Annotated in this window: 26 protein-coding genes; 8 read left to right on the top strand and 18 right to left on the bottom strand. The window is 60.3% G+C overall.

Translation table 11 applies throughout. The features are described from left to right. Positions 1-127: 127 nt before the first annotated feature. The 11 genes from RO009_13370 to soxY form a co-directional block, all read right to left on the bottom strand. Positions 128-1,519 (bottom strand): enoyl-CoA hydratase/isomerase family protein, encoded by a 1,392-nt coding sequence (locus RO009_13370; GenBank protein ID MDT3686018.1) that lies wholly within the window; start codon positions 1,517-1,519, stop codon positions 128-130. Positions 1,520-1,526: 7 nt separating this feature from the next. Beyond that, complete coding sequence (gene paaK, locus RO009_13365; protein MDT3686017.1) at positions 1,527-2,840, bottom strand: phenylacetate--CoA ligase PaaK; 1,314 nt, start codon at positions 2,838-2,840, stop codon at positions 1,527-1,529. 84 nt (positions 2,841-2,924) lie between these two features. After that, positions 2,925-3,308, bottom strand: coding sequence for a cytochrome c family protein (locus RO009_13360; protein MDT3686016.1), 384 nt, complete (start codon positions 3,306-3,308; stop codon positions 2,925-2,927). 26 nt (positions 3,309-3,334) lie between these two features. After that, positions 3,335-4,135: an MBL fold metallo-hydrolase gene (locus RO009_13355; GenBank protein MDT3686015.1), complete on the bottom strand. Its 801-nt coding sequence runs from the start codon at positions 4,133-4,135 to the stop codon at positions 3,335-3,337. Positions 4,136-4,341: 206 nt separating this feature from the next. Next, entirely contained in the window at positions 4,342-5,610 is a 1,269-nt protein-coding gene (locus RO009_13350; GenBank protein ID MDT3686014.1) for an FCSD flavin-binding domain-containing protein, read from the bottom strand. A 47-nt stretch (positions 5,611-5,657) separates the two neighbouring features. Then, positions 5,658-5,999: a hypothetical protein gene (locus tag RO009_13345; protein MDT3686013.1), complete on the bottom strand. Its 342-nt coding sequence runs from the start codon at positions 5,997-5,999 to the stop codon at positions 5,658-5,660. Beyond that, positions 5,999-6,706: a cytochrome c gene (locus tag RO009_13340; protein MDT3686012.1), complete on the bottom strand. Its 708-nt coding sequence runs from the start codon at positions 6,704-6,706 to the stop codon at positions 5,999-6,001. The genes RO009_13345 and RO009_13340 overlap by 1 nt, the downstream gene beginning before the upstream one ends. Beyond that, positions 6,690-7,982 carry a sulfite dehydrogenase gene (gene soxC / locus RO009_13335; GenBank protein ID MDT3686011.1) on the bottom strand — a complete coding sequence of 431 codons (1,293 nt, stop codon included), beginning with the start codon at positions 7,980-7,982 and terminating at the stop codon, positions 6,690-6,692. The genes RO009_13340 and soxC overlap by 17 nt, the downstream gene beginning before the upstream one ends. A gap of 77 nt (positions 7,983-8,059) precedes the next feature. Beyond that, positions 8,060-9,742: a thiosulfohydrolase SoxB gene (gene soxB, locus RO009_13330; protein ID MDT3686010.1), complete on the bottom strand. Its 1,683-nt coding sequence runs from the start codon at positions 9,740-9,742 to the stop codon at positions 8,060-8,062. A gap of 74 nt (positions 9,743-9,816) precedes the next feature. Beyond that, positions 9,817-10,143: a thiosulfate oxidation carrier complex protein SoxZ gene (soxZ, locus tag RO009_13325; GenBank protein ID MDT3686009.1), complete on the bottom strand. Its 327-nt coding sequence runs from the start codon at positions 10,141-10,143 to the stop codon at positions 9,817-9,819. Between the two features lie 44 nt (positions 10,144-10,187). Further along, positions 10,188-10,646: a thiosulfate oxidation carrier protein SoxY gene (soxY, locus tag RO009_13320; GenBank protein MDT3686008.1), complete on the bottom strand. Its 459-nt coding sequence runs from the start codon at positions 10,644-10,646 to the stop codon at positions 10,188-10,190. Positions 10,647-11,026: 380 nt separating this feature from the next. On the opposite strand from soxY, the gene soxA reads away from it, so the two are divergent. From soxA to RO009_13305, 3 genes are all read left to right on the top strand, one after another. Next, positions 11,027-11,854 (top strand): sulfur oxidation c-type cytochrome SoxA, encoded by an 828-nt coding sequence (soxA, locus tag RO009_13315; GenBank protein MDT3686007.1) that lies wholly within the window; start codon positions 11,027-11,029, stop codon positions 11,852-11,854. 16 nt (positions 11,855-11,870) lie between these two features. Beyond that, positions 11,871-12,497: a sulfur oxidation c-type cytochrome SoxX gene (gene soxX / locus RO009_13310; protein ID MDT3686006.1), complete on the top strand. Its 627-nt coding sequence runs from the start codon at positions 11,871-11,873 to the stop codon at positions 12,495-12,497. An 85-nt stretch (positions 12,498-12,582) separates the two neighbouring features. Further along, positions 12,583-13,098 carry a DsrE family protein gene (locus RO009_13305; GenBank protein MDT3686005.1) on the top strand — a complete coding sequence of 172 codons (516 nt, stop codon included), beginning with the start codon at positions 12,583-12,585 and terminating at the stop codon, positions 13,096-13,098. A 3-nt stretch (positions 13,099-13,101) separates the two neighbouring features. On the opposite strand, the gene RO009_13300 is transcribed toward RO009_13305, so the two are convergent. Next, complete coding sequence (locus tag RO009_13300) at positions 13,102-13,686, bottom strand: thioredoxin family protein (GenBank protein MDT3686004.1); 585 nt, start codon at positions 13,684-13,686, stop codon at positions 13,102-13,104. Positions 13,687-13,719: 33 nt separating this feature from the next. After that, on the bottom strand, positions 13,720-14,445 hold the full coding sequence (locus tag RO009_13295; GenBank protein ID MDT3686003.1) for a cytochrome c biogenesis protein CcdA: 726 nt from the start codon (positions 14,443-14,445) through the stop codon (positions 13,720-13,722). A gap of 84 nt (positions 14,446-14,529) precedes the next feature. On the opposite strand from RO009_13295, the gene RO009_13290 reads away from it, so the two are divergent. The 3 genes from RO009_13290 to RO009_13280 all read left to right on the top strand — a co-directional run bounded on the left by RO009_13290 (position 14,530) and on the right by RO009_13280 (position 16,442). After that, entirely contained in the window at positions 14,530-14,880 is a 351-nt protein-coding gene (locus tag RO009_13290) for a thioredoxin family protein (GenBank protein ID MDT3686002.1), read from the top strand. A 68-nt stretch (positions 14,881-14,948) separates the two neighbouring features. Then, on the top strand, positions 14,949-15,299 hold the full coding sequence (locus tag RO009_13285; protein MDT3686001.1) for a metalloregulator ArsR/SmtB family transcription factor: 351 nt from the start codon (positions 14,949-14,951) through the stop codon (positions 15,297-15,299). 27 nt (positions 15,300-15,326) lie between these two features. Then, positions 15,327-16,442, top strand: a complete 1,116-nt coding sequence (locus tag RO009_13280) for a YeeE/YedE family protein (protein MDT3686000.1) — start codon at positions 15,327-15,329, stop codon at positions 16,440-16,442. A gap of 23 nt (positions 16,443-16,465) precedes the next feature. Here the strand turns inward: RO009_13280 and RO009_13275 are convergent, their stop codons facing one another. Together RO009_13275 and RO009_13270 are read right to left on the bottom strand one after the other, a co-directional pair. Continuing rightward, positions 16,466-16,921 (bottom strand): GFA family protein, encoded by a 456-nt coding sequence (locus tag RO009_13275; protein ID MDT3685999.1) that lies wholly within the window; start codon positions 16,919-16,921, stop codon positions 16,466-16,468. A gap of 129 nt (positions 16,922-17,050) precedes the next feature. Next, complete coding sequence (locus RO009_13270) at positions 17,051-17,356, bottom strand: hypothetical protein (protein MDT3685998.1); 306 nt, start codon at positions 17,354-17,356, stop codon at positions 17,051-17,053. 247 nt (positions 17,357-17,603) lie between these two features. Here RO009_13270 and RO009_13265 point away from each other — a divergent pair, with 247 nt between their 5' ends. Both RO009_13265 and RO009_13260 read left to right on the top strand, forming a co-directional pair. Beyond that, positions 17,604-17,774 carry a hypothetical protein gene (locus tag RO009_13265; GenBank protein MDT3685997.1) on the top strand — a complete coding sequence of 57 codons (171 nt, stop codon included), beginning with the start codon at positions 17,604-17,606 and terminating at the stop codon, positions 17,772-17,774. A gap of 87 nt (positions 17,775-17,861) precedes the next feature. Further along, positions 17,862-18,134 carry a hypothetical protein gene (locus RO009_13260; protein ID MDT3685996.1) on the top strand — a complete coding sequence of 91 codons (273 nt, stop codon included), beginning with the start codon at positions 17,862-17,864 and terminating at the stop codon, positions 18,132-18,134. Between the two features lie 38 nt (positions 18,135-18,172). On the opposite strand, the gene RO009_13255 is transcribed toward RO009_13260, so the two are convergent. The 3 genes from RO009_13255 to RO009_13245 all read right to left on the bottom strand — a co-directional run bounded on the left by RO009_13255 (position 18,173) and on the right by RO009_13245 (position 23,004). Further along, a complete protein-coding gene (locus RO009_13255; protein ID MDT3685995.1) occupies positions 18,173-18,433 on the bottom strand; it encodes a hypothetical protein in 261 nt (86 codons plus the stop codon). Between the two features lie 516 nt (positions 18,434-18,949). Further along, complete coding sequence (locus RO009_13250; GenBank protein MDT3685994.1) at positions 18,950-22,024, bottom strand: efflux RND transporter permease subunit; 3,075 nt, start codon at positions 22,022-22,024, stop codon at positions 18,950-18,952. Then, positions 22,024-23,004 (bottom strand): efflux RND transporter periplasmic adaptor subunit, encoded by a 981-nt coding sequence (locus tag RO009_13245; protein MDT3685993.1) that lies wholly within the window; start codon positions 23,002-23,004, stop codon positions 22,024-22,026. Before RO009_13245 ends, RO009_13250 begins: the two co-directional genes overlap by 1 nt. Positions 23,005-23,102: the final 98 nt, after the last annotated feature.

The following is a 23,102-nucleotide window of genomic DNA, read 5'->3' as shown; positions in this document are numbered from 1 at the left end:
GTTTCTATGAGCATGAACGGCGCACCGCCCCGGCTACGCAAGAGCGGGTCAATAGGAATTTTTTCATGTGAAACATTGCTGGCGATGGCGCTTATTTCCCAGCGCGGACAGTGCGTTACGCCGCGGCTCACACCTTGCGGCTTTGCGCGTTCCAGTTCCGCTCGAGATTGGCGATCAGCGCCGGGCTGAAATGGCAATAGGCCTGTTCCCGCGCGTAAACCGACGCATAATTCAGAAACATATCAATGGGTTCCTGTGGCACGCGGAATCCGCGCCGGTTCGCCACGGCGCTCACCACGCCCGCGCTGGTCAGCCCCTCCACCACCCGCGCCAGCGCCGCATCCATTTGATCTGGCGGGGCAATTTCGTCGCATATCAAGCGGCCTTCCGGGCTGTCGCAGTCGAGCCTGCGCCCATACATGATCGCCTGCCGCGCGATGCGGTCGCCGACAAAGCGCGGCAGCCGCATGTTCGACGCGCCCGGAATGATGCCCTCCTTGCGCGCCGGCAGAGTCATGTAAGCATCTGACGCGGCAAGGATATAATCCATCACCAGAAGATGCTGGCAGCCACCGCCAATGGCGAAGCCGTCCACCGCCGCGATCCAGGGCTTCTCGATCGTCTGCCCGACGCGTTCGTCCGGCGAGAAATCCGGTTTCGCTAGGCCGCGCAGCCATTTGTTCTCAAATCCGAGCAAGTGCCTGATGTAAAACAAGAACGATATCTTGCCCTGATACAGCAAAGTGAGGTTGATGCCGGCGGAGAACAGCCTTTTGCCTGCATACTTGGGGTTCTCCACGACCCCTCCCCGCAGCACAGCGATCATGGTCTCCGGATCGAGAATGGCGAGATCGGTTGCGATCTCAATCGGATCACTAGTGGAATCGTCCATCGCATTGAGAAAGCGCGGATTGTGCATTTCCAGAACCGACGCCTTGCCCATGCGCGACACCCGCGCCGCGCCAAGATCGATCTCGCCGCGTTTCAGGAAATGCTGCAAATGTTCGGTCGTTTCGGCGCGCGGTAGCAGCATGGCATGCAGCAAATGCCAGCCGGCGACGGGATGGCCCAGCACACGCGACAGGAAAATGCCCTGATCGATCTCGAAACCGTCCTTTTCGCTCAGCATCTTGCGGTCGTCGCGCGCGACCACCTCACGCGCCGGCGTCAGGCCGGGAAAGCTCTTGGCGGCGTCGTAAACCAGTTTCTCGGCGCGCACGAAATTCCGGTAGTCGTGCGTCAGCTTGCCATAGACGCTCTCGACGTGCGCCGCTAGAAACTGCTCCCGCGCGGTCCGCTCGGCTTCGAAAATCAGCTTGCTGGCTGCCGCCTGTGCCGCGTTGCGTCGCGACTTTTCCGGCAATTTGGCGCGCAATTCGGCGCCTTCCAGCCAGAACGCGGAGAAAGCCCTGGCGTCCCTCGCGAAATCACCGCTGATTGCGGGCTGGGCGTTACGCCAAGCATCGGCGATGTCTCCGGGGAGGCCTGCGCTGGCAAGAACTGCGCTTTCCTGTTGCATCCGTGTCTCAATCCCTGGGCCGCAGATCGACAATACGGCGGGCCTTTCCGACCGACCGCTCGACTTTTCCCGGATCGCTGACAACCACCTCGGCGGTCACGCCGATATTGTTCTTGATATGGGCGGCAAGAAGCGCCGCCTGGGCGTTGCGCCTAGCCTCATCGGCGTGAGCAGGCCGCGCCTCCACCAGCAGCCGCATGACATCCAGTCGCTGGTCGCGCCGCAATTCGATCTGGTAATGCGGGCTCAAGCCCTCACAGCGTAGAAGTTGCTCCTCAATCTGCGTCGGGAAGACATTGACGCCGCGCACAATCATCATGTCGTCCGACCGGCCGGTGATTTTTTCCATCCTCCGCATGCTGCGCGCAGTTCCCGGCAGAAGCCGCGTCAGATCGCGGGTGCGATAGCGGATCACCGGCATGCCCTCTTTGGTGAGCGAGGTGAAAACGATCTCGCCATATTCGCCATCGGGCAGCACCTCGCCCGTCGCCGGATCGATGACTTCGGGAAAGAAATGGTCTTCCCAGATATGCAGGCCGTCTTTCGTCTCCACGCATTCATTGGCGACGCCAGGTCCCATCACCTCGGAAATACCGAAGATATCGACGGCATCCATGTCGAACGCCGTTTCAATTTCGCGACGCATAGAGTTCGTCCACGGCTCGGCCCCGAAGATCCCGATTTGCAGCGAACTCGCCACCGGGTCGACACCCTTGGCGCGGTATTCATCAAGGATCGCCAGCATGTAAGAGGGCGTAACCATGATGATGTCAGGCTCGAAATCCTGGATGAGCTGCACCTGCCGTTCGGTCATGCCGCCGGAGACCGGGATCACCGTGCAGCCAAGCCGCTCCGCACCGTAATGCGCGCCGAGCCCGCCGGTGAAAAGGCCATAGCCGTAGGAGACATGCACCTTCATGCCGGGTCGCCCGCCCGAGGCGCGGATGGAACGCGCCATCAGGTCGGCCCAGGTGTTGATATCGCTCTGCGTATAACCGACGACCGTCGGCTTGCCGGTCGTTCCGGACGACGCATGGATGCGTACGATCTTGTCTCGCGGCACGGCAAACATGCCGAAGGGGTAGTTCTCGCGCAGATCCTGCTTGGTGGTGAACGGAAATTTCCGCAGATCGTCGAGCTGCCGGAAGTCGTCCGGATGCACACCATGCCGGTCGAACTTTGCCCTGTAGGCCGGCACATTGTCGTAGGCCTGCCGCAGCGTCTGTTTCAGACGCTCGATTTGCAGCGCAGCAATTTCGTCGCGTGAGCCCTTTTCGATCGGATCAAGGCCGTAAGGCACATAGGCGGACTTGTCGAGCATCACCCGGCACCATCTTTATGCAATCTCAGAAACTATTGCACAGGATGGCAGGCGGGTGAAACCCGATCCAGCTTCAGACGCTTACTACTGTTTCTTTCCGCTGGCGTCGAACTGCTTCAGAAAAGCGGTCAAATCCTTGATCTTTTTCTCATCCTTCAGCCCCGCATAGACCATCTTGGTGCCAGGAATTTTGGCCTTGGGATCCTTGATATATTCGGCGAATGTCGCCTCGTCCCAGGTGATGCCTGATTTCTTGTTGGCCTCGCTGTAATTGTAGCCCTCAACTGATCCGGACTTGCGACCGATCAGACCGTTGAGCTTCGGGCCGACGACATTCTTTGCGGTTTCTCCAACCTGATGGCAGGCGCGGCACACCGCAAAGACCTTTTCTCCGGCCGCAGCATCCTGGGCCTGCGCTGTAGCGGTTAATCCAGCAAGCAAAATCATGGCAACAAGTGTTTGCTTCATCGTCTGCTCTCTCTTGGAGGGTTGTTTCAGGTGGGAATAAAACGAAAAGCGGTGCCGCTCCGTTCAACCATGCCCTGGCCGGGCCACGTCAGATGGAACCCGATCAGCGGAATGCGATCGGACGCCAGCTGACCCAGCATACGCCAGCGCGTCTGCGCGCCCAAATCGCGGTCGAAATCGCTCCCGACGCGCCACTCGGGCCTGGCAAACGACACAGCGTTGTTGCTGAATACGTCGCCACCGACCAGCAGACGCTCTTTACCACTTTCTACCATCACCGCCATATGGCCCGGCGTGTGGCCGGGTGTCGCAACAAAAGTCAAGCCCGGCGCGACCGCCTCGCCGTCCTTGCGGCGTTCGACCTTCTTTTCGATCAGCTTGAGGATGCGCGCACTGCCGATGGCCATGCCTTTCAGCCAATCGGGAACTTTCGTGGGGGTGTCCGGATGGGTCCAGAAGTCCCATTCGGGAGCGGAGATCACATAGGTCGCATTGGGAAACCGCTCCCCATCGTCGAAATCGTCGATGGCGCCCCAGAGATGATCGGCATGGCCGTGCGTGAACACGACCTTTGTGACCTTCTCCGGGCTGATTCCGGCGGCTTCCAGATTTTCAGACAATTTGCCTGCGGTCTGCTGGAACTTCGGGCCTGAGCCGGCATCGATCAGCACAACCTGATCGCCGGTTCTGACCAGTGTCACATTGGTCTGGACCTTCCCGTCTGCCGGCAACCCATGCGCGGCAAGCAGGCTTGCAGCCTCCGCGCCCGGCGTCTCCGGAAGCGAAAATGACAACGGCACCGACAAGGTACCGTCGCTGATGATCATGATCTCGACCGATCCGAGCTTGCGATGCGCTGGCGCGGCGGCGAGAGACGCACGTGGCGCCAGTGCCGGTACCAGCGCCACCGGCGCCGCCACTGCCACCGGTGCCGCCAGTGCCGCCCCGAAGCCGGCGATAAAGTCGCGGCGGTTTGGCCGCGACCTTGGGAGCGGCGAAATTCCGTCAGGCACTGGACCGGCTTTTCCCTGCATCAGGAAAAAATATCGGCGCTAATGCCGGCATACCAGCCCATATTCTCCTCCTGCGTCTGTTTGCGCACCATCTCGGTTTCGCCGGTCTGGGAAATGAAGGTTTCGACCGCCGCAATCTTGCCGTTCTTGGGCTCGTAACGACCGCCGACTTTCACCGTATCGTCCGTCTCGATCATGCTCCAGCAGGTGTTGACATAGCGCGCCGGGAACGTCTTGGCGCCCGAGAGTTCTCCGCGGATCATCAGGGCTGCGACCTTGGCCTGGCTGTTCGCGGAGAAGGCAGATTTGGGCATGTCACCCGCAATACAAGCATCGCCGACGACATAAATATTTTCATCGAGGGTGGACTTCATATTGTCGGGATTGATCGGGCAGAAGCCGCTCTTGTCGGCAAGGCCAGCGTTCAGCGCGATCTTGCCTGCCGTTTGCGCCGGAATAACGTTCACGAGCTGCGCCTTGTATTCGGCAAGATCGGTTGTCACCGTCATGCTCTTGGGATCGACGGACTTGATGCCGCCATGCATCTTTGGATCCTGCCATTCGACCATGCCGGGATAGTGTTTTTCCCAGCCTTGCGCGAACAGGGCCTGCTTGGAAAAATTTGTTTTCGGATCGAGGATGACGATCCTCGTATTCTTGTGCCCCTTGCCCTTGAGCACATGCGCCATCATGGATGCGCGCTCATACGGTCCGGGCGGACAGCGATAGGGATTGGGCGGCGCGACCATCACAATCAGGTCGCCGTCTTTCAACGAGTCGAGTTGCTTCTTGAGTAGCTTGGTCTGCGGGCCTGCTTTCCAGGCATGCGGCATGATCTCGCTCGCCGCTTCCGAATATCCCGGAACAGAGTCGAATTTGATGTCGATGCCAGGCGCGACCACAAGCCGGTCATAGGGCAACGTCGCACCGCTTGCCAGGCGGACCGTCTTGCTGTTGCGGTTGATTGTTGCGGCTGCTTCGTGAACGACATTGACGCCGTATTTGGCCAGACCCGAATAGGAATGGGTGATGGATTCAAGCGGCCTGAAATCCCCCAGATAAAGATTGGAATGGAAGCAGGTGATGAACTCCTTCGCGGGTTCGATCAGCGTAACGTTGATCGCCCCTTTGGAATCGCGAGCGACATATTTCGCAATGGTCGCGCCGCCCGGCCCGCCACCGACCACCACAAGCCGCGGCTTGGCTTGCGCTATGGCCGGGCGGGACAGGCCGGCCGCGACCGCGCACGAACTGACCCCGCTGAGAAACTGCCTGCGACTGGTTGACATTAATTTTTCCTCCTCTTGGGAACCCCTACTTGCCTACCTTGGATAGCCTAATGCGCCGGTTTGAGGCTTCCAAAATACAGGGCAAGCGAAGCAATTTCTTCTTCCGAAAGCCGTGCGGCGATCATTTGCATCACCGGGTTCGGTCTTTTCTTGTGTCGATACTCCTTCATGATCTCGATGAAGTTCGCCTCCGGCCAGCCCACGATGGGCGGTATGCCTTTAAACTGACCGCTCAGTTGATGGCAGGTGACGCATTCCGACGAGAGATATTCCCCAAGGGCCTTGTCGCCCTTTGTCGGTTCACTGAGAACGAAAGTTGTCATGAGCGGCATAGCAAGCGCCATGACAGTGGCAGCAGCGGCTAGATGTTGCGCCCTGACCATCCGCATTATTCAACTTTCGGGCCTTTCCCGGCTTCCGGCGTCACGTCGATGGTCCGCGCGCGTCCGGTGATCCTGGGCTCTCCCGGCAAGCAGTCCTTCATACATGGATCTTTCCGCCAGAACGCCTTTTCGGCTGTCTCGCGATCATCATCGATGAAATTGGGCTGATTGGGAAGTTTGACGGTTATAAAGTTCTTGTCGCTGAGCTCAAAATTCTCGTCCTGGATGACGTCATTCAAATACAGGACATAGGCGGTGATGGCGTACAGATCGTCATTCGACAGTGTTTGCGCTGCGCCAAACGGCATCGCCCGGCGAATATAATCGATCACCGTTGTTGCATAGGGCCAGTAGGAGCCAATCGACTTCACCGGATCATGGCTCGCCAGTGTCCCCGCGCCGCCCGCCAGGATCGGCCAGCGGCCGGCACTTTCGCCGAACTCACCATGACAGGCTGCGCAGCGCTCGACATAAAGGGTTTCACCCTTTTTCACTGTTCCCCGGCCAACCGGCAGCCCCTGGCCGTCCGGCCGAACGCTGATATTCCACCCGGCGATTTCCGCAGCGGTCGCTTCGCGGCCGATACCAATCTTCTTAGGCGAGTTCTGCTGGGCTGCGACGCCGGTTGTCTTCTCCCCCGCATCAGCAACTGTCACCCCGGCGATCAGTGAGGCCAGCAGAATGGCAGCGGAGAGATCAGGAAATTTCGACATTCTCGACCTCTCCGTTCTTGTGCAGATACCAGGTCTGTATTCCGTTGTTGTGATAAATTGAATTGACGCCGCGGATCTTGCGCAATTCGCTTTTGGCCGGCTGCACATAGCCGGTCTCATCCATGGCGCGCGATTGCAGCAGAAGCTCCCGGCCGTCCCAATCAAACTCGTAATAGAAACGACTCAGCGCCTTGTCCCACACAGGTCCGTCAATTCGCGCCGGGCGCCAATTGCGTCCGCCGTCAAGCGAAACATCGACGCGCGCGATCTTGCCACGGCCTGACCAGGCGATTCCCGACAGGACGGTGAATCCGGACTTGTGATTAAGCGGCGCCTGCGGGCTGGGGTTGGTGATGATCGATTTGGCATCCATCACGAATGTGAAGCGCCGCGCCTTCCCGTTCTCCAAAAGGTCTGTGTATTTCGATGTCTCTTCGCGGTGATGCCAGGGCTGGTCGCCCACCTCGATGCGGCGCAGCCACTTGACCCACATGTTTGCTTCCCAGCCCGGGATCACCGCCCGGGCCGGATAACCATGCTCGGGATAAAGCATCTCTCCGTTCATGCGGTAGGCAATGAGAACATCATCCAGCGCCTTTTGCAGCGGCAGCGAGCGCGTCATCGCCGCTGAATCTCCGCCCTCGAGGAGAAGCCATCTGGCGTTGGGCTTGAGGCCGGCTTCCGCAAGCAGCGTCTTCAGCGGAACGCCGGTATACATTACGCAATGGACCATGCCGTGCGTGTATTGACAGCCATTAAGCTGGGCGCCGCGCCATTCCATGCCGGAGTTGGCCGCGCATTCGCAGAAATACGGACGGCTGACGCGCGGAATGCGCTTCAGGTCGTCGAGCGTAAAGATCAGCGGCTTGTCGACCAGTCCATGCAGGATGAGGCGATAGTCGGCCGGGTCAACCTCGGCGATACCCGAGTGATGGCGCTCAAAGCCAAGCCCGTTTGGCGTGATGATGCCATCGAGTTCATGGATCGGCGTGAAGCTGACAGAGCTCTCGCGCGAGGCCGTGAGCCATTCGACATCGCGACGAATCACATGGGCTTCGTGCTTCGAGGGTTTGCCATAGGGACGCACGGCGACGCCCTCGCCCAGGCTGTGCGTCCACTCAGGAACATTCGGCGGCTGATTGGCGGGATCGCCGGTCTTTCCGGCAAGTGCAGATGACCCGAAAGCGACCGTACCGCCGGTGGCAAGCCCTGCCTTGAGGAAGGCGCGCCGTGACTGCGACTTGCCGCCTTGTGAAGGTTCCTGCTCACGCATCATCGGCTCCCTGAGTTCTTGTTCTTGCTTATGCAACCATTCAATTATGCGATTTTTTGCATGTGTTTGGCAAAATTTTTTTAGCCGCCGATCACCTGAATATTTCCACTGCCTTGCGGCGCGATCACGCGCTGCTTTCGGATATGGCTCACGACCACCTCCCAGATCGGCGGGCCTTCGGTTCCCTCATTCACACTGGCCCAGCCAGCAACGGTGTAATTCTTGTCCGCTTCCAAGGGTTTGCCGGTTCGCACCGACTTCATATCCGAGAGCCGGTTCCCGATGCTCTTCCCCGGATCGATGGTGTAGGACAGGCCGCCGACGCGGACCATGTCGCCGCCCTGTTGGTAATAGGGATCGGGATTGAACAGATTGTCCGCCACATCCTCGAGAATTTCCTTCAGCCGGGCACCCGTCATGCTCATGCGATAGGTGGCCGGATAGGTGATGGCGGTGGCGTTGTAGATGTCCTCAACGGTGATGTCCTGCCCCGGCAGGATCGATGTGCCCCAACGGAAACCGGGCGAAAGTGCGATTTCCGCATCGCGCTCGGCGAGCAGCGCGTCGCAGATGACGTCGTCTAGCGTGCCGTTGAAATTGCCGCGCCGGTACAACAAGGACTCCGCCTTGCCGATACGCTCGCTCAGCATCTTTTCATGCGGGGCGCGAACCTTCTGGATGGCCGCCGCCATTTGCGACTCCGGTACGATGACGTCGGAGAAGACCGGGATCAGCTTGTAGCGATAGCCTTTCACCTCGCCGCCGCGCACATCGAGGTCGAGCCGCGACACGAATTTGCCGTGGCAGCCGGATGCAATCAGAAGCGTCTTGCCGACCTTGACCACGTCCGGCAATGCGTCGTGGGTATGACCGGTCAGAATGACGTCGATGCCCTTCACGCGCGCAGCGAGCTTACGATCGACGTCGAAGCCGTTATGCGACAGCAGAACAACAAGTCCTGCCCCCTCCCTGCGCGCCTTCTCAACGTTGGCGCGCAATTCGTCTTCGCGAATGCCGAATGACCAGGTCGGAATCATCCAGCGGGGATTGGCGATCGGAGTGTAGGGAAAGGCCTGCCCGATCACGGCGATTTTCACACCGCCGCGTTCGAGCATCGTCATGGCCTCGAAGGCCGGCTCATTCCATTCGGTGTCCCGGACGTTCTGCGCCAGGAATTTGAATCCCAGCTGATCGGTGATCTCCTTGACGCGCTCGGTGCCCAGGGTGAATTCCCAATGCCCGGTCATGGCGTCGGGTCTGAGCAGCTTCATGCAATCGACCATATCCTGGCCCGTGGTGACCAGCGAGGTGTAGCTGTTCTGCCAGGTGTCGCCGCCATCGAGAAACACCACGCGGTCGCCGCGCTCGGCGCGAATGGCGTTGAGAATTGTTGCGATGCGGTCGAGGCCGCCGAGCTTGCCGTAGCTTTTTGCCAGGGCGGTGAAGTCCTCCGACGCCAGCGCATAGGCGTGTGCCGACCCCGGCGCGATCTTGTAATGATCAAGAAGCGCCTTGCCGGTGAGATGCGGCACCAGCCCCTGCGCTTCGCCGACGCCGAGATTGGTCGATGGCTCCCGGAAAAGCACCGGCACCAACTGGCCGTGAATGTCGGTGACATGTACAAGCGTGACATTCCCGACCGGATCGAACCGCAGCAACTCGTCCTGGGTCAGCTTTTGTTGCGCAAAGGCCTGTGACCAACCACCCGGCAAAAAAGCCGCCGTCGCCGCGGCAACCTGCAGGAAATCACGTCTGGACAGCATCTTTCCTCCCACGCATCCGGCGGATCGTGGCCAACCTTCTTCGAACGACAACAGGATGCGAGCGAAACCGGCCGTCAGTTGACGGTTATCTTTTCCTCGCCGACGAGTTTGGAACCGTCATCGTCAACCCAGGTCAGAACCACCGGCCCCGATTCCTGCGCCTTGAACTTGAACTGGATGTAGGGGTTGGCGGAAATCGCCGGTTCGAAATCGGCAGAAAAGACTTCCTTGCCGTTCACCGTGCAGACGAACTTGTTCAAAATCTTGCGCGGAATGGTCTTGCCGGCGCTGTCCTTGCGTTGACCGCTTTCCATGACGTGCGAAACCAGGGCCTTCACTTCAACCAGGTCTCCCTTCTTCGCTTCCTTCTTGTCCAGCTTGATGCGGGGTTTGACGGCCATTGATATTCACTCCTAACGGATACGGGTTTTAGATGCGTCGCGTCTCAGCCGCCGCATCCGCCTATCGTCACCTTCACCAGCTTCTTGGCCGTGAAGAACGATCCGTCGTTCATCTTCGCCACGGCGATAACATTCTGCGTAGCCGCCAGCCGGATGCGGGTATTGGCTTCAGCCACTCCGCTAGCAGGCGAAAAATGGAACATAGCGACGCCGGCGCGCGGATTTTCGTCAGTCACGACCAGAACGTCGGTCACATACGACTGCTCTGTCATCGGGCTGTCGACGGAGACGGTCATCGGCACGGTGTTGCCGTTCTCGGCGATTTCCGGAAGATCAAGCTTCACCTTGCCATCCGTCGGTTTCTTGCCGCCGGTGAATTTTGCGATCACCTCGTCGGAGTCGTTCTTTGCATAAGCCGGCACCACAGGCAGACCAAAAGCCGCTGCGGCCGCTGCACCAACGCCGATCGTCAGAACCTGACGACGGTCAAAACTTAGCTTCATGTCAACTCTCCTGCCCACACGGCCCATCCAAGCCGCATGGCGCGGCTTGCCTTATCCATAAGTGAGAACGCAGCCAATTGGCTAGCCCCAATAGACGTCCTTGATCGGGAATCTGGGCCCAATCGCATGAATGCGCTTCCTCTTCGCCTGCGTTTCTCGCAAGACATATTCAGTTATTGATAACTGTCTAATGTATCCCGCACCGTCCCGCAACCCAATTTAGAGAGAGTGCAAATCTCATCTTCCCATGCCAATAAAGCTATGTTTTGTATGGGAAATCAAAAGATGAACTTTCACCATCGTGATGCATCGCACAACAACGTCCGACTAAAAGTTGGCACAGAAAGAGAAGATTCTTTTTCAAGCGGAGGGACCAGAGAGTGAGAACCGCACACATCCTGTTTGCTGCGGCGTTCGGGGCATTCGTTTCCGGGGCATTGATCGCGAATGCGCAAGACGCCGACACCGAGAAAGCAATCGAGAAATATCGCCAGATGCTGAAGGAAGATCCCTGGAGCAATCCCGGACTTCTCGACGCCGATCGCGGTGAGACATTGTGGTCAACGCCGCGCGGGCCGAAGAATGTCTCGCTCCAGAAATGCGATCTCGGCAAAGGACCCGGCGTGGTCGACGGCGCATTCGCGGAGCTGCCGCGTTACTTTGCCGACGCGCAGAAGGTGATGGACGTCGAGGCGCGCATCCTGTGGTGCATGGAGCAATTGCAGGGATTCAACCGCGCAGATCTGGTGAAGAGGCCGCATCCCGGCGGCGGCCAGCCAGTGAAAGAGCTCGGCGCCATGGCGACTTATGTCGCCAGCAAATCGAACGGACTGAGGTTTGCCGCCAAGCTCGACAAGCCGCAGGAAAAGGAAGTGGTCGCGCTGGGCGATGCCCTCTTCCACCGCCGGTCCGGCCCGTTCGACTTCTCATGCGCGACTTGCCACGCGGCGGAAGGATTGCGTATTCGTCTGCAGGGGCTGCCTTATCTGGAGAATCCAAAGGAAGCGAGCAAGGTCGTCGGCGAATGGCCGGCCTATCGCGTTTCATCGACGCATGTGATGACCATGCAGCACCGCATGTATGACTGCTATTGGCAGATGAGGATGCCGCAGCTTGAGCTCGCTTCCGACGTCAGCGTCGCGCTCATTGCCTATCTGACAAAGAATGCGGAAGGCGGAGAAATCTCCGCACCCGCGCTGAAACGCTGAACGGGGGGACGGGACCATGAAGAAACTTGCACTCCTGATCGGCGCCGTGGCGCTGACCGGCATTGCTGCCGCACAGGCGCAACAAAAGACGCGAGTTGATCCCGCCAAGGTCGATGCCGCGATCAAGGCTGCCTTCCCTGCTGCGCCCGAGGACTGGGCGCCGCGGCTCACGCAAGACGAAACCATGAAGCAGTGCTCGGCGGCGCGGAACAACCCCGACAAGAAAACCGCCGACGCAATCGTTGCGCGGGAAAAAGCGAGCATCGAATATCCCGCCGATGGCAACTATGTGGGCGACTGGAAAAAGGGAGAGGCGCTGGCGCAGAGCGGCTACGGCCTGCGTTTCACCGATTATCCGCCGCGCCGCGCCAATGGCGGCAATTGCTACGCCTGCCATCAGCTGACAAAGAAGGAAGTGAGCTACGGCACGCTCGGCCCGAGCCTGTTGGAATACGGCAAGCTGCGCGAATTCAAGCCGGAGGCGATCAAGGCGACCTACGAGAAAATCTACAACTCGCATGTCGCCCAACCCTGCTCGAACATGCCTCGTTTCGGCGCCAACAAGGTCCTGACCATTGATCAGATCAAGGACGCCGTCGCGCTGCTGATGAGCCCGGACAGCCCGGTGAACAAGGGAGAGTGATCTCCCTCGGCGGGCCGGTGGCGTATATTGGAGACGAATGAACCCTGCCGCTTGGCGGCAGGGTTCCGCTCTCAGGAGAGTCGTCATGACCAGCACCAGCCGACGTGGCTTCCTCGGGGCGCTTGCCCTGTCCGGTGCGACGCTCGGCGCTTCGCGCGCCTTCGCCAACCCGGGAAAGCTCGATCTCGCCTCACTCAAGAAGGAAACCGACGTCGCCTGTCTCTATCACTGCGACTTCGGCGATCCTGCGCGCTTCTCGCAGATGCTGACCAATATCAACAACCACCTGTCGGTCTACGAATTCGATCCGATGCGGATCAAGATCGTGATCGTCGCGCATGGCGCCGGCATCAAATTCTTTCTTGAGGACCTGTCCGGCACCACCTGGGCAAACGACAAGATCGACCCGGACATCTACAAGCGGTTTGTCGGCCTGACCAAATTCGAGGTCGAGGCCTATCTCTGTCAGATCACCTATACCCGGCAGAAGATCGATCCCGCCAAGACGCGCAAGGATGCCTTCCTGAAATTCGTTCCGTCAGGCGTCGCCACGGTCGCCGAATTGCAGAGCAAGGGCTTCGCCTATCTGAAAGTCGGATAGCGTTCAGCTATTCGCCTTGAGGAAGTCTATCAAACTGGTCTTTTCATAGGCGCGTTCGACGACAAAGCGGAACATCGCCCGAAATTGCGCAGGGGCCAGGTAGCCTTGCGCGCGCGCGACTTCGCGGTCGCGCGGCTTCCTGCCTGCGAGACCCGCAACCGCTTCTGGAAAAAACTGGAAAGTTGGCGTGAAGCGGACGCCGTATTTCTCCGCGAGTCGCTTTTCCGACAGCTTTTCGCCGTCAAAGTCGGTCACTTCGCGGTCGCCGATAATGTTGAGCTGCAGGATGTCGAAGCGCTCCTTGACATATCCTTCGATGTCCGGCCGCGCGAAATTGATCAGATGGGTGTCCTTGCAATAAGGACAACCGCGCAGTTCCCACATGATCGCAAAGCGCTTGCGCGCTTCGGTCGCGGCCGTAAGATCATCCTGAAGTTCAAGAAGACTCTGCAGGAACCAGGGCTGGCTATAAAGCCCGTCCTCGGTGAGCACGGCGGCGCTCTGTGCAGGCCGCCCCACAAGCGCGACGGACGCGCCGACAAGGCCGGCCGCAAACATGCGGCGCGAAAGCAAAGAGCCATTCTTCATGTCTTCATCCGATCGCATTCGTTTCTTCGCAGGTCAACCGATCCGGCCCAGCGCGGGAAATATGTCCAGCAGCCAGTTGCCGACTGCGGGCATCAGGCCAAAGAACACCAGCAGTCCGGTCGCGATCAACGCGATACCCATCACTTTTCCGACAACCGGCAGCACGCGTTTGAAACCGCCGAGCGCGCGCAGGACCGGCCCGCTGAAGGCCGCCGCCAGCAGGAACGGAACGCCGATGCCCGCGGCATAGGCTGCAAGCAGCGCCGTTCCCTGCCCGACCGTTGCGCTCGTTCCCGACATCAGAAGAATGGAGGCCAACACCGGACCAACGCATGGCGTCCAGCCGAATCCGAAGGCCAGACCGACCGCGAATGCGCCCAAAAGCCCGGCCGGGCTCGATGACATGTCGAAACGCAACTCGCGCAACAGCGGGCTCCAGCGGAAAACACCCGTCACGTGCAGGCCCAACACCACAATGACGACGCCTGCAAGCTGCGTGAGCACCGTCAGATGATCCGAGACAAGCTGCCCCGCCGCCGATGCACTTGCCCCGAGTGCAATGAAAACACATGTGAACCCCAGCACGAAAGCTGCGGCGCGCGCAACGAGCCGCACGTTGCGCCCATCGGCCGGCGCATTCACCAGCGACGTGCCGGCAAGAAAGCCCAGATAGGCGGGAATCAGCGGCAGAATGCAGGGGGACAGGAATGAGATCAGACCCGCGGCAAAACTCGCCAGCAATCCAACTTCGAGCGGCATCTTTCCTAGCCTGTCAACATATTCATTTTCTAGTATATATTTCCGGCGCCGTCTAACGGCGCGTTAAACGGATTTGTCCACATCATGATCCGCTTCCTCTGTGCCGCGCTGCTTTTCCTGTCCGCGCATACATCCCTCGCGCAGGCGGCAGAACTCATCATGTACCGCAGTCCCGGCTGCCCCTATTGCGCCGCCTGGGATCGCGCCATCGGCCCGATCTACCAGAAGACGGATGTCGGCAAGCGCGCCCCCCTGCGCCATGTTGAGGTCGGCAGCCGCAATCAGCCAGCCATTGAGCTGAAGAGCCCGGTCCGTTTCACGCCGACCTTTGTGCTGGTTAACGACGGCCGCGAGCTGGGACGCATCGAGGGCTATCCGGGAGAAGATTTCTTCTGGGGATTGCTGGAGAGATTAATGCTCCAACATCAATTCTAAACTTGGAAGAACATTTTACTCCCTCTGCGCTAAATATTCCTTATTCTGAATGAATGGGGAGCACCCAAATGAGCGTTGCAGCGATCTCGCGCCGGCCAAAAAAAGCGGCGCCTGACATCGATACGCTCCTCGAGAATGCCCGGGAAGCCAGCGAATTTCTCAAGGCCCTCTCACATGAGGCGCGGCTCGTGATTCTTTGCCTGCTGGTCGAGGGTGAGAAATCCGTCACCGAGATCGAGCAGACCCTGTCGCTGCGTCAACCGGCTGTGTCCCAGCAATTGGCGCGCCTGCGGGCCGACAGGCTGGTGGAGGCGCGCCGGGACGGAAAAAACATCTTCTATTCGCTCTCGCGGCCGGAAGTGCGGCAGGTGATCGAAGCTTTGCATGACGCCTTTTGTGAACCACGGCGCAGGCGCTGAGCGCACGGCCGATCCGGGATAGCTGATATGGAAGACTTTCCCCTCTCCGTTCTTCGCCTGCTGCTGGGCTTCGGCCTGGGAGTGGCGCTCGGCTTCGTCGCCCGGCGCGGCCGCTTCTGCACACTGGGCGCCATTGAGGATGCCGCCTATGCGAATGACAACCGCCGCCTGCTGAGCTGGGTCGTTGCCATCGGCGTCGCCATTGCCGGCGTGCATGCGCTCGAACTTTGGGGCGGCCTCGATCTGTCGCGCTCGATCTACCTCAGCACCAGGCTCGAATGGGGTGCGCTGATCCTCGGCGGATTGCTGTTCGGAATCGGCATGGCGCTGAACGGCACCTGCGGCCTCGGCACGCTGCGGCAGCTGGGCGGCGGTGACCTCAAGGCGCTGGTGAGCTTTCTGGTCATCGGCGTCACCGCCATGATGACCATGCGGGGGCTGACCGGCGTCGGACGGATCGCCGTGACGGAGCCGTTCACGCTTCAATTGCCGAACGGATTTTCCCAGCGTCTGCCGGAAATCGCCGGCCTGACCGGGGCCGGCGTCGCGCTGGCTGCCATTGCGGTCGGCGTCCTGATCGTCATTGGCGCGCTTATCCAGACCGGATTTCGATCCAATCTTCGCTTTGCCGTCACCGGCGCCGCCGTCGGCGTCATCATCGTGTCGGGCTGGTGGGCGACCGGCATCATCGGCTTTGATGATTTCGATTCCCGCCGCGTTGAATCGTTCACCTTCGTCGGTTCGCTCGGCGAAACGCTCTATTATTTCATGCTCGCGACGGCCCTGCAGCCGGACTTTCCGGTCGGCGCCGTCATCGGGGTGGTGACCGGCGCGTTCATTGCCGCCAAGCTGAGCGGCACCTTCAAATGGGAAATCTCGGCCAGTGCCGATGACATGAAACGCCGTCTCCTCGGCGCCTTCATGATGGGCGTCGGCGGCGTCACGGCGCTTGGCTGCTCGGTCGGCCAGGGCGTCACCGGCCTGTCAACATTGTCCATCGGATCGGTGCTGGCGACAGTTTCGATCGTTGCGGGCGCGCGACTCGGGCTCTATTTCCTGGTGGAAATGCGCCGGCCGGCGCGGCTGGAAAAAGCGTCACAGGCGTCCCTGGTGACTGAGCGGATCAGTTGCACCGATCCCTGAGGCCCGGCGACGGCTTGCACATGCTACGGCGTGCGTCGCATTCGCCACGCTTCGATCAGCCGTCCAACATCCGGGTGCTCTTCGAAAATGACGCTGTCTTGCGGGATATGCACCCAAGGCTGCGCGCTGCGCGTCCAGATATGGCCGACCGGAAGCAGCCATCGCGTGTCGTCGAGTGTGCCGGGCTTCAAGATCGCGACCCGCTCATTGATGTGCGGATAATGGGCCAGGCGCGTCCCGCAGGTTGGACAAAAATCCCCATCCAGCACATTGCCGCGCTCGGTCGTTCGCGACCATCGTTGTGGATTGCCCGATAAAACGACAAGCGCCGGTCGCGGCACGATCATCGACATGGCGAAGGCGCTGCCGGACTGCCGCTGGCACTCCGTGCAGTGGCACACATATACAGACAGCGGCTCTGCCCTCACCTCGTAGCGGACATTTCCGCATTGGCATCCACCCGACAACGGCAGCTTCATGCATCGCCCCCAACCCAGCGGTGATTTGTCCGCAAGCGAAGACTAGCTTCTGAGCTGAAGTTTACAAACCATGAACGATGAGCGGCCTTTCACCGACGAGAGATCAGCCCCCTCAGGAAGCCCGCGACCTCATCTGTCCTCACGTTCCCGCCAGGGAATGTTGAACAGGTCGTCTGCTGTCAGGTGAAGTTCGAGCGGCGGCGCGGGTTCGGCCAGCAGCAACTTCTGAGACGCCAGCGCGGTGATCGCGTTCCAGTTCTCCCGAACCGCGTCAGCCATCGGTTGCTCGACCATGGTTCTTGCCTGCCATGCCGAGCGCTCGACCAGGCAGCGGATGCGCCTGTCCTGCTGGCCGGTCATGGCAAACCACACGCCTTCTGGCGTTTCTTCCAGGGTCCTTGACACGGGTCGGTAGTGGTGCGCGGCGAACTGCATGGGAGCTAAATTCGCGATCCTTCACCCTGTTCCCGAGATTTCGGCAAGCCGCCTCACAAAATCAATCAGAAGGTGCCCTCGGCCACATCAGCGGTGCCCCTTGGCGCTTTCTCAGGGGGCGGCGCCCGCTTGACCACGCGGCCCTGCCGGATTTGGAACCGGCAGGGCCGCTCCCTGTTGATAAGCAGCCTCGACCGCCCTCCAGGCGAGGGCAACAGATAGCCGGTCCGGGAGCAACAGGTGCGAGATGGCCAGAGAACCGATCATTCAGGACGATGACGATCTTCGCACGGAGGACGACATGCAGCAGGAAAAGCTGGGCCCGCGCGGAGTTCCGGGACAACCATTCCCGTTCCGGATTACGCCGGAGCGGGAAAAGAAGACGCCGCAAAATGACGACCCCGGCCATACAGCCTAGCTGTCTGCAAGCCCAAAAAGCATTTCCGTGAATTTTTGCCGGGACGCGATCCGGATGCGATCTGTTGAAGGCTTGACGGAGGCCGCCATGTCACGCCAGCCGCAGAAGATCCAGAACCGGGATGAAAAACGGCGCAAGGAGCATATGCGCGAGGCGGAGACGATGGGCCGCAATGCGACCCTGTGGACGGGCCTGGCCATCGCCGCCGCGATCGTGGTCGCCGTTATCGCGTTTGCGAATATGGCGGATGACGACAATGTCGCCTCGGACGCCAATCGCCCCGCTAACACTGGCACGACGGGCACAGCGCCATCCGCGGACAAACCCGGAGCGCCGGACATAGGCCCAACCGGCAATTAACCGCCGCTGCCGGCGTCAGCTAACGGCGGCTTCCGGCGTCAGCGCTTTTCAAAAAGCAAAGCGCGGCTGGAGCGAACGAATTTAAGCGCGTCGATCGTCAGGCGCCGAGGATCGCGTTCGCCGCGTTGCGCGAGTTCGATAATCCGCTGGGCCAGAAGTTCCGAAACAGCTTCGGACGGTTCGCGCAGTTCTCCCGTACAAAGCAGGATTTCTAAAACCCGGTCATAGGAATCGCCGAGTGATTCGAGAACCTCGGGTTCGATCGCATCGGATCGGAAAATTGGAGTGCTTTGTCCCATCACACGCCTCCACACGCCTGTGCCGCAGAGGTCTCATCGCCTGACTTTCGACTTGAAATGTTACTCTAATCCCCGTCCCGGATCGGGTGCCAGCAATTTCATAGCCGCAATGCAGCATCCGGGTGGGTTCCACATACCTCCACTCGCCTCATCTTGCGCCGCCACACAATCGCCCCGTGAACGGAACTTCACACTTTGCTCAAACGTTTGGAGGCTATGATTAAGGAAGAAGCTTCAAAATTTGCGGCCTTGCTTCGCTCGGATCCAGACGTCGATCGCAAGTCGCGCGCAATTCTCAATGCTTTTCGAAAACTCGCGCCCGCACTCGCCCCCTCCCCGACGCGCCAACGATTGGGCTTGCCTCTGGCCTCCCGCAAGCTCGATCGACGAGACGATCGGAAATGAGACTCAGCGCTTTGCGGATTTGACGCGCACCAGCCAATCACGCGAATGAGTTAGCAAAGCGCTTGCCCTCTTGGCTATCGTTCAGTTTATAAAACACTGTTCAATCCCAGATCAGCGTTGCGCGGGTTGATACGTTACGTCCTTCGACGCGCGCGCCTCCATCAATCCAAACCACGCGATGTAAAGCGTCGGCAGGAAGACCAATGTCAGGATGGTAGCGACCAGCAATCCGCCCATGATCGCAAACGCCATCGGTCCCCAGAACACGGTCGGCGCAATCGGAATCATGCCCAGCACTGTCGATACGGCAGTCAGCATGATGGGCCGGAAGCGCGAGGTGCTGGCATCGATCGCCGCCTGCCGCACATCCTTGCCTGCCGCGCGTTCAGCCTCGATCTGTCCGATCAAAATCACCGCGTTCTTGATAATCATGCCGAACAACGCCAGGATGCCGAGGATGGCGACAAATCCGAGCGGTCGGTTGAAGATCAACAATGCTCCGACCACACCGATCAAGCCGAGCGGCGCCACACTGAGCACCAGGAACAGGCGCTGGAAACTCTGAAGCTGGAACATCAGCACTGTTACCATGATGAACAGCATCAGCGGCGCGACGGCGAGGACCGAGGCTTGCGACTCGGCTGCGTCCTCGACCGTGCCGCCGACCGCAATCCCGTAGGATGGTGGCAAGCCTTTGCGCAGTTCCTCGACCGCGGGCGTGAGCGCGTTGATGGCGGTCGCCGGCAAGACCCCTGAAACGACATCGGCCTGTACGGTCAGCGTCGGTACCCGATCACGCCGCCACACCATGGGAAAATCCTGCGCATATTCGAATGTCGCGAACTGGCTGAGCGGAACCGTGCGCCCATTCGGCAGCGCCACCGGCAGGGTACGCAGCGTCTGCAGCGATACGCGCTGCTCGTCGGTTGCGCGCAGAACTACATCGATCAGGTAAATGTCGTCGCGCACGTGAGAGATGGAGGTTCCCGACGTCACCGTGTTGAGGACATCGGCAAGCGCTTGTGAGCTTATTCCCAGCAGTCGCGCCTGATCCTGATCGATGCGGATGCGCACTTCCCTGGCCGGCTCAATCCAATCGAATGTGATCTGGCCGATCTGCTTATTGCCGGACACGACGCGCGCGAGCTTGATTGCGATCTCCCGCACCTCCGCAATATCGGGTCCACTGACGCGGTACTGCACCGGCCAGCCGACCGGCGGTCCAAGCTCCAGCGGCGAGACACGGCTCACAAGACTCGGAAACTCCGCGGCTAACCGTTCTTCCAGTCTGGTCCGCAGCCGCTCTCGCGCTTGAAGATCCTTTGCGACCACCACGGCCTGGGCAAAGAAGTTACTCGGGAGTTGCACGTCCAGCGGCAAATAGAAGCGGATTGCGCCCCTTCCGACATAAGTGCTCCAGCGTTCAACATCCGGATCGCTTTTGAGCGCCGCCGCATCGAAACGCTGGGCAACGTCTTCCGTCGCATAGATCGACGCATTTTGCGGCAACCTGAGATCGACCAGCAGTTCCGGCCGATCGGACGAGGGAAAGAATTGGTTTGGAATGAGCGGCAGCGCAAGAATGGAGCCCACGAACAGGGCCAGCGTGACGGCGATTGTCAGCCACCTCACCTTCACCGCAAATGTCAGAAAGCGCTGATAGGTGCGGATGACCCAGCCGGGCCCGGCATCCTGCGCTGCGGCCGGCGGCTTCAGAATGAGTACGCCGAGCAGGGGCGCAAAGATCACCGCCACAAACCAGGACACGACCAGCGCGATGGCGACGACGGCAAAAAGGGTGAAGGTATATTCGCCGGCGGCGCTGGCCGCGAAACCAACCGGAACAAAGCCGGCAATGGTGACAAGCGTGCCTGCGAGCATGGCGAAAGCATAGGTTCGGAAGGCGAAGGTGCCGGCCTGCACCTTGTCCTCGCCCTGTGCCAGGCGCGTCAGTATCGCGTCGGTTACGGTCATGGCGTCATCGACCATCAGCGCGAGCGCGATGATCAGCGCACCGAGCGAGATGCGCTGCATGTCGATATTGGTCAATTCCATGACCGAGAAGACCACGGCGAGTGTCAGCGGAATCGACACGGCGATGATCAGCCCCGGCCGCACGCCGAGGCTGATGAAACTGACGACAAGGATGATGGCGATCGCCTGCCACAGCGACGTCATAAATTCCGCGATTGCACCCTTCACCGTCACCGCCTGATCGGCGACCATTTTCGGCTCGATGCCGAGTGGCAGGTCGTCGGTGAACTGCCTCATTGAACGCTTGATGTTCTGGCCAAGCGCAAGAATGTCGCCGCCGTCGCGCATCGCAATGGCAAGCCCGATGGCCGGCTCGCCATTGACCCGGAAGAGCGGCTGCGGCGGATCGGCATAGCGGCGGCGGACCTGCGCAATGTCAGCGAGTCGCAGCATCCGGTCGCCGGCGGCGAAATTGATGTTCAGGATATCCTGCTCGGAGCGGAACGCGCCGGAGACGTGCAACGATAAGGTCTCATCGCCGGTCTGGATGATGCCCGCCGGCCTGACGATGTTCTGCGTCTGCAGCGCGGCCACCAGCGCGGCGCGATTCACGCCTAGATTGGCGAGCTCCTTCACAGAGAATTCGACAAAGATCCGCTCATCCTGTGCGCCCAGAATTTCGATCTTGGAGACATCCGGCAACTGCAGCAGCTTCGAGCGTGCGCTTTCGACATAGTCGCGCAGCTCGCGGTGCGTGAAGCCGTCGGCGGTGAAGCCATAGATGATGCCGAACGTGTCGCCGAACTCGTCATTGAAGCCGGGCCCGACAATGCCGGCCGGCAGCGTGTGGCGCATGTCGCCGATGCTTTTACGGACATGATACCAAGTGTCGGCGACCTGCCGCGCATTGGCATCGCCCTTCAGATTTACAAAGATTGTGGTGACGCCCGCCGTCGTGAAACTGCGGATAAAATCGAGATACGGCGTTTCCTGCAGCGTTCGTTCAAGCCGCTCGGTGACTTGATTGAGCGTGTCGTCGATGGTGGCGCCGGGCCAGGCCGCCTGCACCACCATGGTCTTGATGATGAAACTCGGATCCTCGTTCCGTCCCAGCCGAAAATACGACAATATGCCCGCCAGTACCGCGACAATCATCAGATAGGCGACCAGAGATCGGTGATTGAGCGCCCATTCCGAGAGATTAAATCGCATCAGCGCCCCGTTCCGAGCACGCGCACTTTCTGACCTGGATGCAGCGCCTGCACGCCTGCCGTCACCACGATCTCCCCGACATCAAGGCCCTGCGACACAGCGACCGTCGCCGGATCAAACCGAGCCACGTCAACATTGCGGATGGAAGCCGTGAGATTGGACGGATCGATGACCCAGACTGCGGGCTGCCGGCTGAACCTAGTCAGCGCAGATGCCGGCAGCTCGATCAGCGGCACAGCGTCCATCTGCAGTGTCCCGGTCACGGTCGCGCCGAGCCGCATCGCATTCGGCGGATCGGTGAGCCCAACCCGGACGGTAAATGTCCGCGTCACCGGATCAGCCTGCGGCGCCACCTCGCGGATGCGCCCCGTCGCCTTCACAGACGGCGCATCGGTGAGAACGACGGTGATCAGTGGATCCGCCGGCGCGGAGCGCAGCATCTGCGCCGGTACGTCGAACACGGCGTCCCGTCCGTCCTGACGGGCGACGCGGATGATCATCTGGCCCGCCTGCACCACCTCGCCTGATTCGGCGCCGACGCTTGTCACCACGCCCGGCGCGTCCGCCTTCAATTCGGTGAAGCTGACGAGGTCATGCGCGCTTTTAAGTTGCGCCTCGGCCGCATCCACTTGCGACTGTGCAGTCGTGGCTGCCTTCTTGGCCTGATCGAACAAAGCCGCCGTCGTCCATCCCTGTCCGAACAGCGTCTCCTGCCGTTCGAAATGGTTGCGTGCCTGCGTCAACGCCGCCTGCGCGGCGACCAGATTGGCCTTGGCCGCGCGCAAGGCGTTCTCCTCGTTCTGCGGCTCAAGGCGACCGATGATCTGTCCGGCCTCGATACGGTCGCCGACATTCACTGGACGCTCGATCATGCGCCCGGATATGCGAAAGCCGATCGCAGCCTGATCCTGCGCCTCGATGCGGCCGGTCATGATGACCGGCGTGCCGGCTTCCTGCTTCGCGGCGGTGACGGTCCGCACTGGACGCGCCTCGGGGGCGCTCGTGTCGGCTTCAGGTCTGCACGAGGCCAACACCACCAAACTCGCCATCGGTATCATTTGCGCCAAACGCAATGGCA

The organism is Pseudorhodoplanes sp., assembly GCA_032027085.1.
Taxonomy (GTDB): Bacteria; Pseudomonadota; Alphaproteobacteria; order Rhizobiales; family Xanthobacteraceae; genus Pseudorhodoplanes.
Note: the sequence above shows the minus strand (reverse complement) of the source record. Positions and strands in the feature narration are given on the sequence as shown.

Bases quoted from the DNA above. Each gene is read 5' to 3' on its own strand.
- RO009_13370 (MDT3686018.1), bottom strand. From the start codon at position 1,519: ATGCAACAGGAAAGCGCAGTTCTTGCCAGCGCAGGCCTCCCCGGAGAC.
- paaK (MDT3686017.1), bottom strand. From the start codon at position 2,840: ATGCTCGACAAGTCCGCCTATGTGCCTTACGGCCTTGATCCGATCGAA.
- RO009_13360 (MDT3686016.1), bottom strand. From the start codon at position 3,308: ATGAAGCAAACACTTGTTGCCATGATTTTGCTTGCTGGATTAACCGCT.
- RO009_13355 (MDT3686015.1), bottom strand. From the start codon at position 4,135: ATGATCATCAGCGACGGTACCTTGTCGGTGCCGTTGTCATTTTCGCTT.
- RO009_13350 (MDT3686014.1), bottom strand. From the start codon at position 5,610: ATGTCAACCAGTCGCAGGCAGTTTCTCAGCGGGGTCAGTTCGTGCGCG.
- RO009_13345 (MDT3686013.1), bottom strand. From the start codon at position 5,999: ATGCGGATGGTCAGGGCGCAACATCTAGCCGCTGCTGCCACTGTCATG.
- RO009_13340 (MDT3686012.1), bottom strand. From the start codon at position 6,706: ATGTCGAAATTTCCTGATCTCTCCGCTGCCATTCTGCTGGCCTCACTG.
- soxC (MDT3686011.1), bottom strand. From the start codon at position 7,982: ATGATGCGTGAGCAGGAACCTTCACAAGGCGGCAAGTCGCAGTCACGG.
- soxB (MDT3686010.1), bottom strand. From the start codon at position 9,742: ATGCTGTCCAGACGTGATTTCCTGCAGGTTGCCGCGGCGACGGCGGCT.
- soxZ (MDT3686009.1), bottom strand. From the start codon at position 10,143: ATGGCCGTCAAACCCCGCATCAAGCTGGACAAGAAGGAAGCGAAGAAG.
- soxY (MDT3686008.1), bottom strand. From the start codon at position 10,646: ATGAAGCTAAGTTTTGACCGTCGTCAGGTTCTGACGATCGGCGTTGGT.
- soxX (MDT3686006.1), top strand. From the start codon at position 11,871: ATGAAGAAACTTGCACTCCTGATCGGCGCCGTGGCGCTGACCGGCATT.
- RO009_13305 (MDT3686005.1), top strand. From the start codon at position 12,583: ATGACCAGCACCAGCCGACGTGGCTTCCTCGGGGCGCTTGCCCTGTCC.
- RO009_13300 (MDT3686004.1), bottom strand. From the start codon at position 13,686: ATGAAGAATGGCTCTTTGCTTTCGCGCCGCATGTTTGCGGCCGGCCTT.
- RO009_13295 (MDT3686003.1), bottom strand. From the start codon at position 14,445: ATGCCGCTCGAAGTTGGATTGCTGGCGAGTTTTGCCGCGGGTCTGATC.
- RO009_13290 (MDT3686002.1), top strand. From the start codon at position 14,530: ATGATCCGCTTCCTCTGTGCCGCGCTGCTTTTCCTGTCCGCGCATACA.
- RO009_13285 (MDT3686001.1), top strand. From the start codon at position 14,949: ATGAGCGTTGCAGCGATCTCGCGCCGGCCAAAAAAAGCGGCGCCTGAC.
- RO009_13280 (MDT3686000.1), top strand. From the start codon at position 15,327: ATGGAAGACTTTCCCCTCTCCGTTCTTCGCCTGCTGCTGGGCTTCGGC.
- RO009_13275 (MDT3685999.1), bottom strand. From the start codon at position 16,921: ATGAAGCTGCCGTTGTCGGGTGGATGCCAATGCGGAAATGTCCGCTAC.
- RO009_13270 (MDT3685998.1), bottom strand. From the start codon at position 17,356: ATGCAGTTCGCCGCGCACCACTACCGACCCGTGTCAAGGACCCTGGAA.
- RO009_13265 (MDT3685997.1), top strand. From the start codon at position 17,604: ATGGCCAGAGAACCGATCATTCAGGACGATGACGATCTTCGCACGGAG.
- RO009_13260 (MDT3685996.1), top strand. From the start codon at position 17,862: ATGTCACGCCAGCCGCAGAAGATCCAGAACCGGGATGAAAAACGGCGC.
- RO009_13255 (MDT3685995.1), bottom strand. From the start codon at position 18,433: ATGGGACAAAGCACTCCAATTTTCCGATCCGATGCGATCGAACCCGAG.
- RO009_13250 (MDT3685994.1), bottom strand. From the start codon at position 22,024: ATGCGATTTAATCTCTCGGAATGGGCGCTCAATCACCGATCTCTGGTC.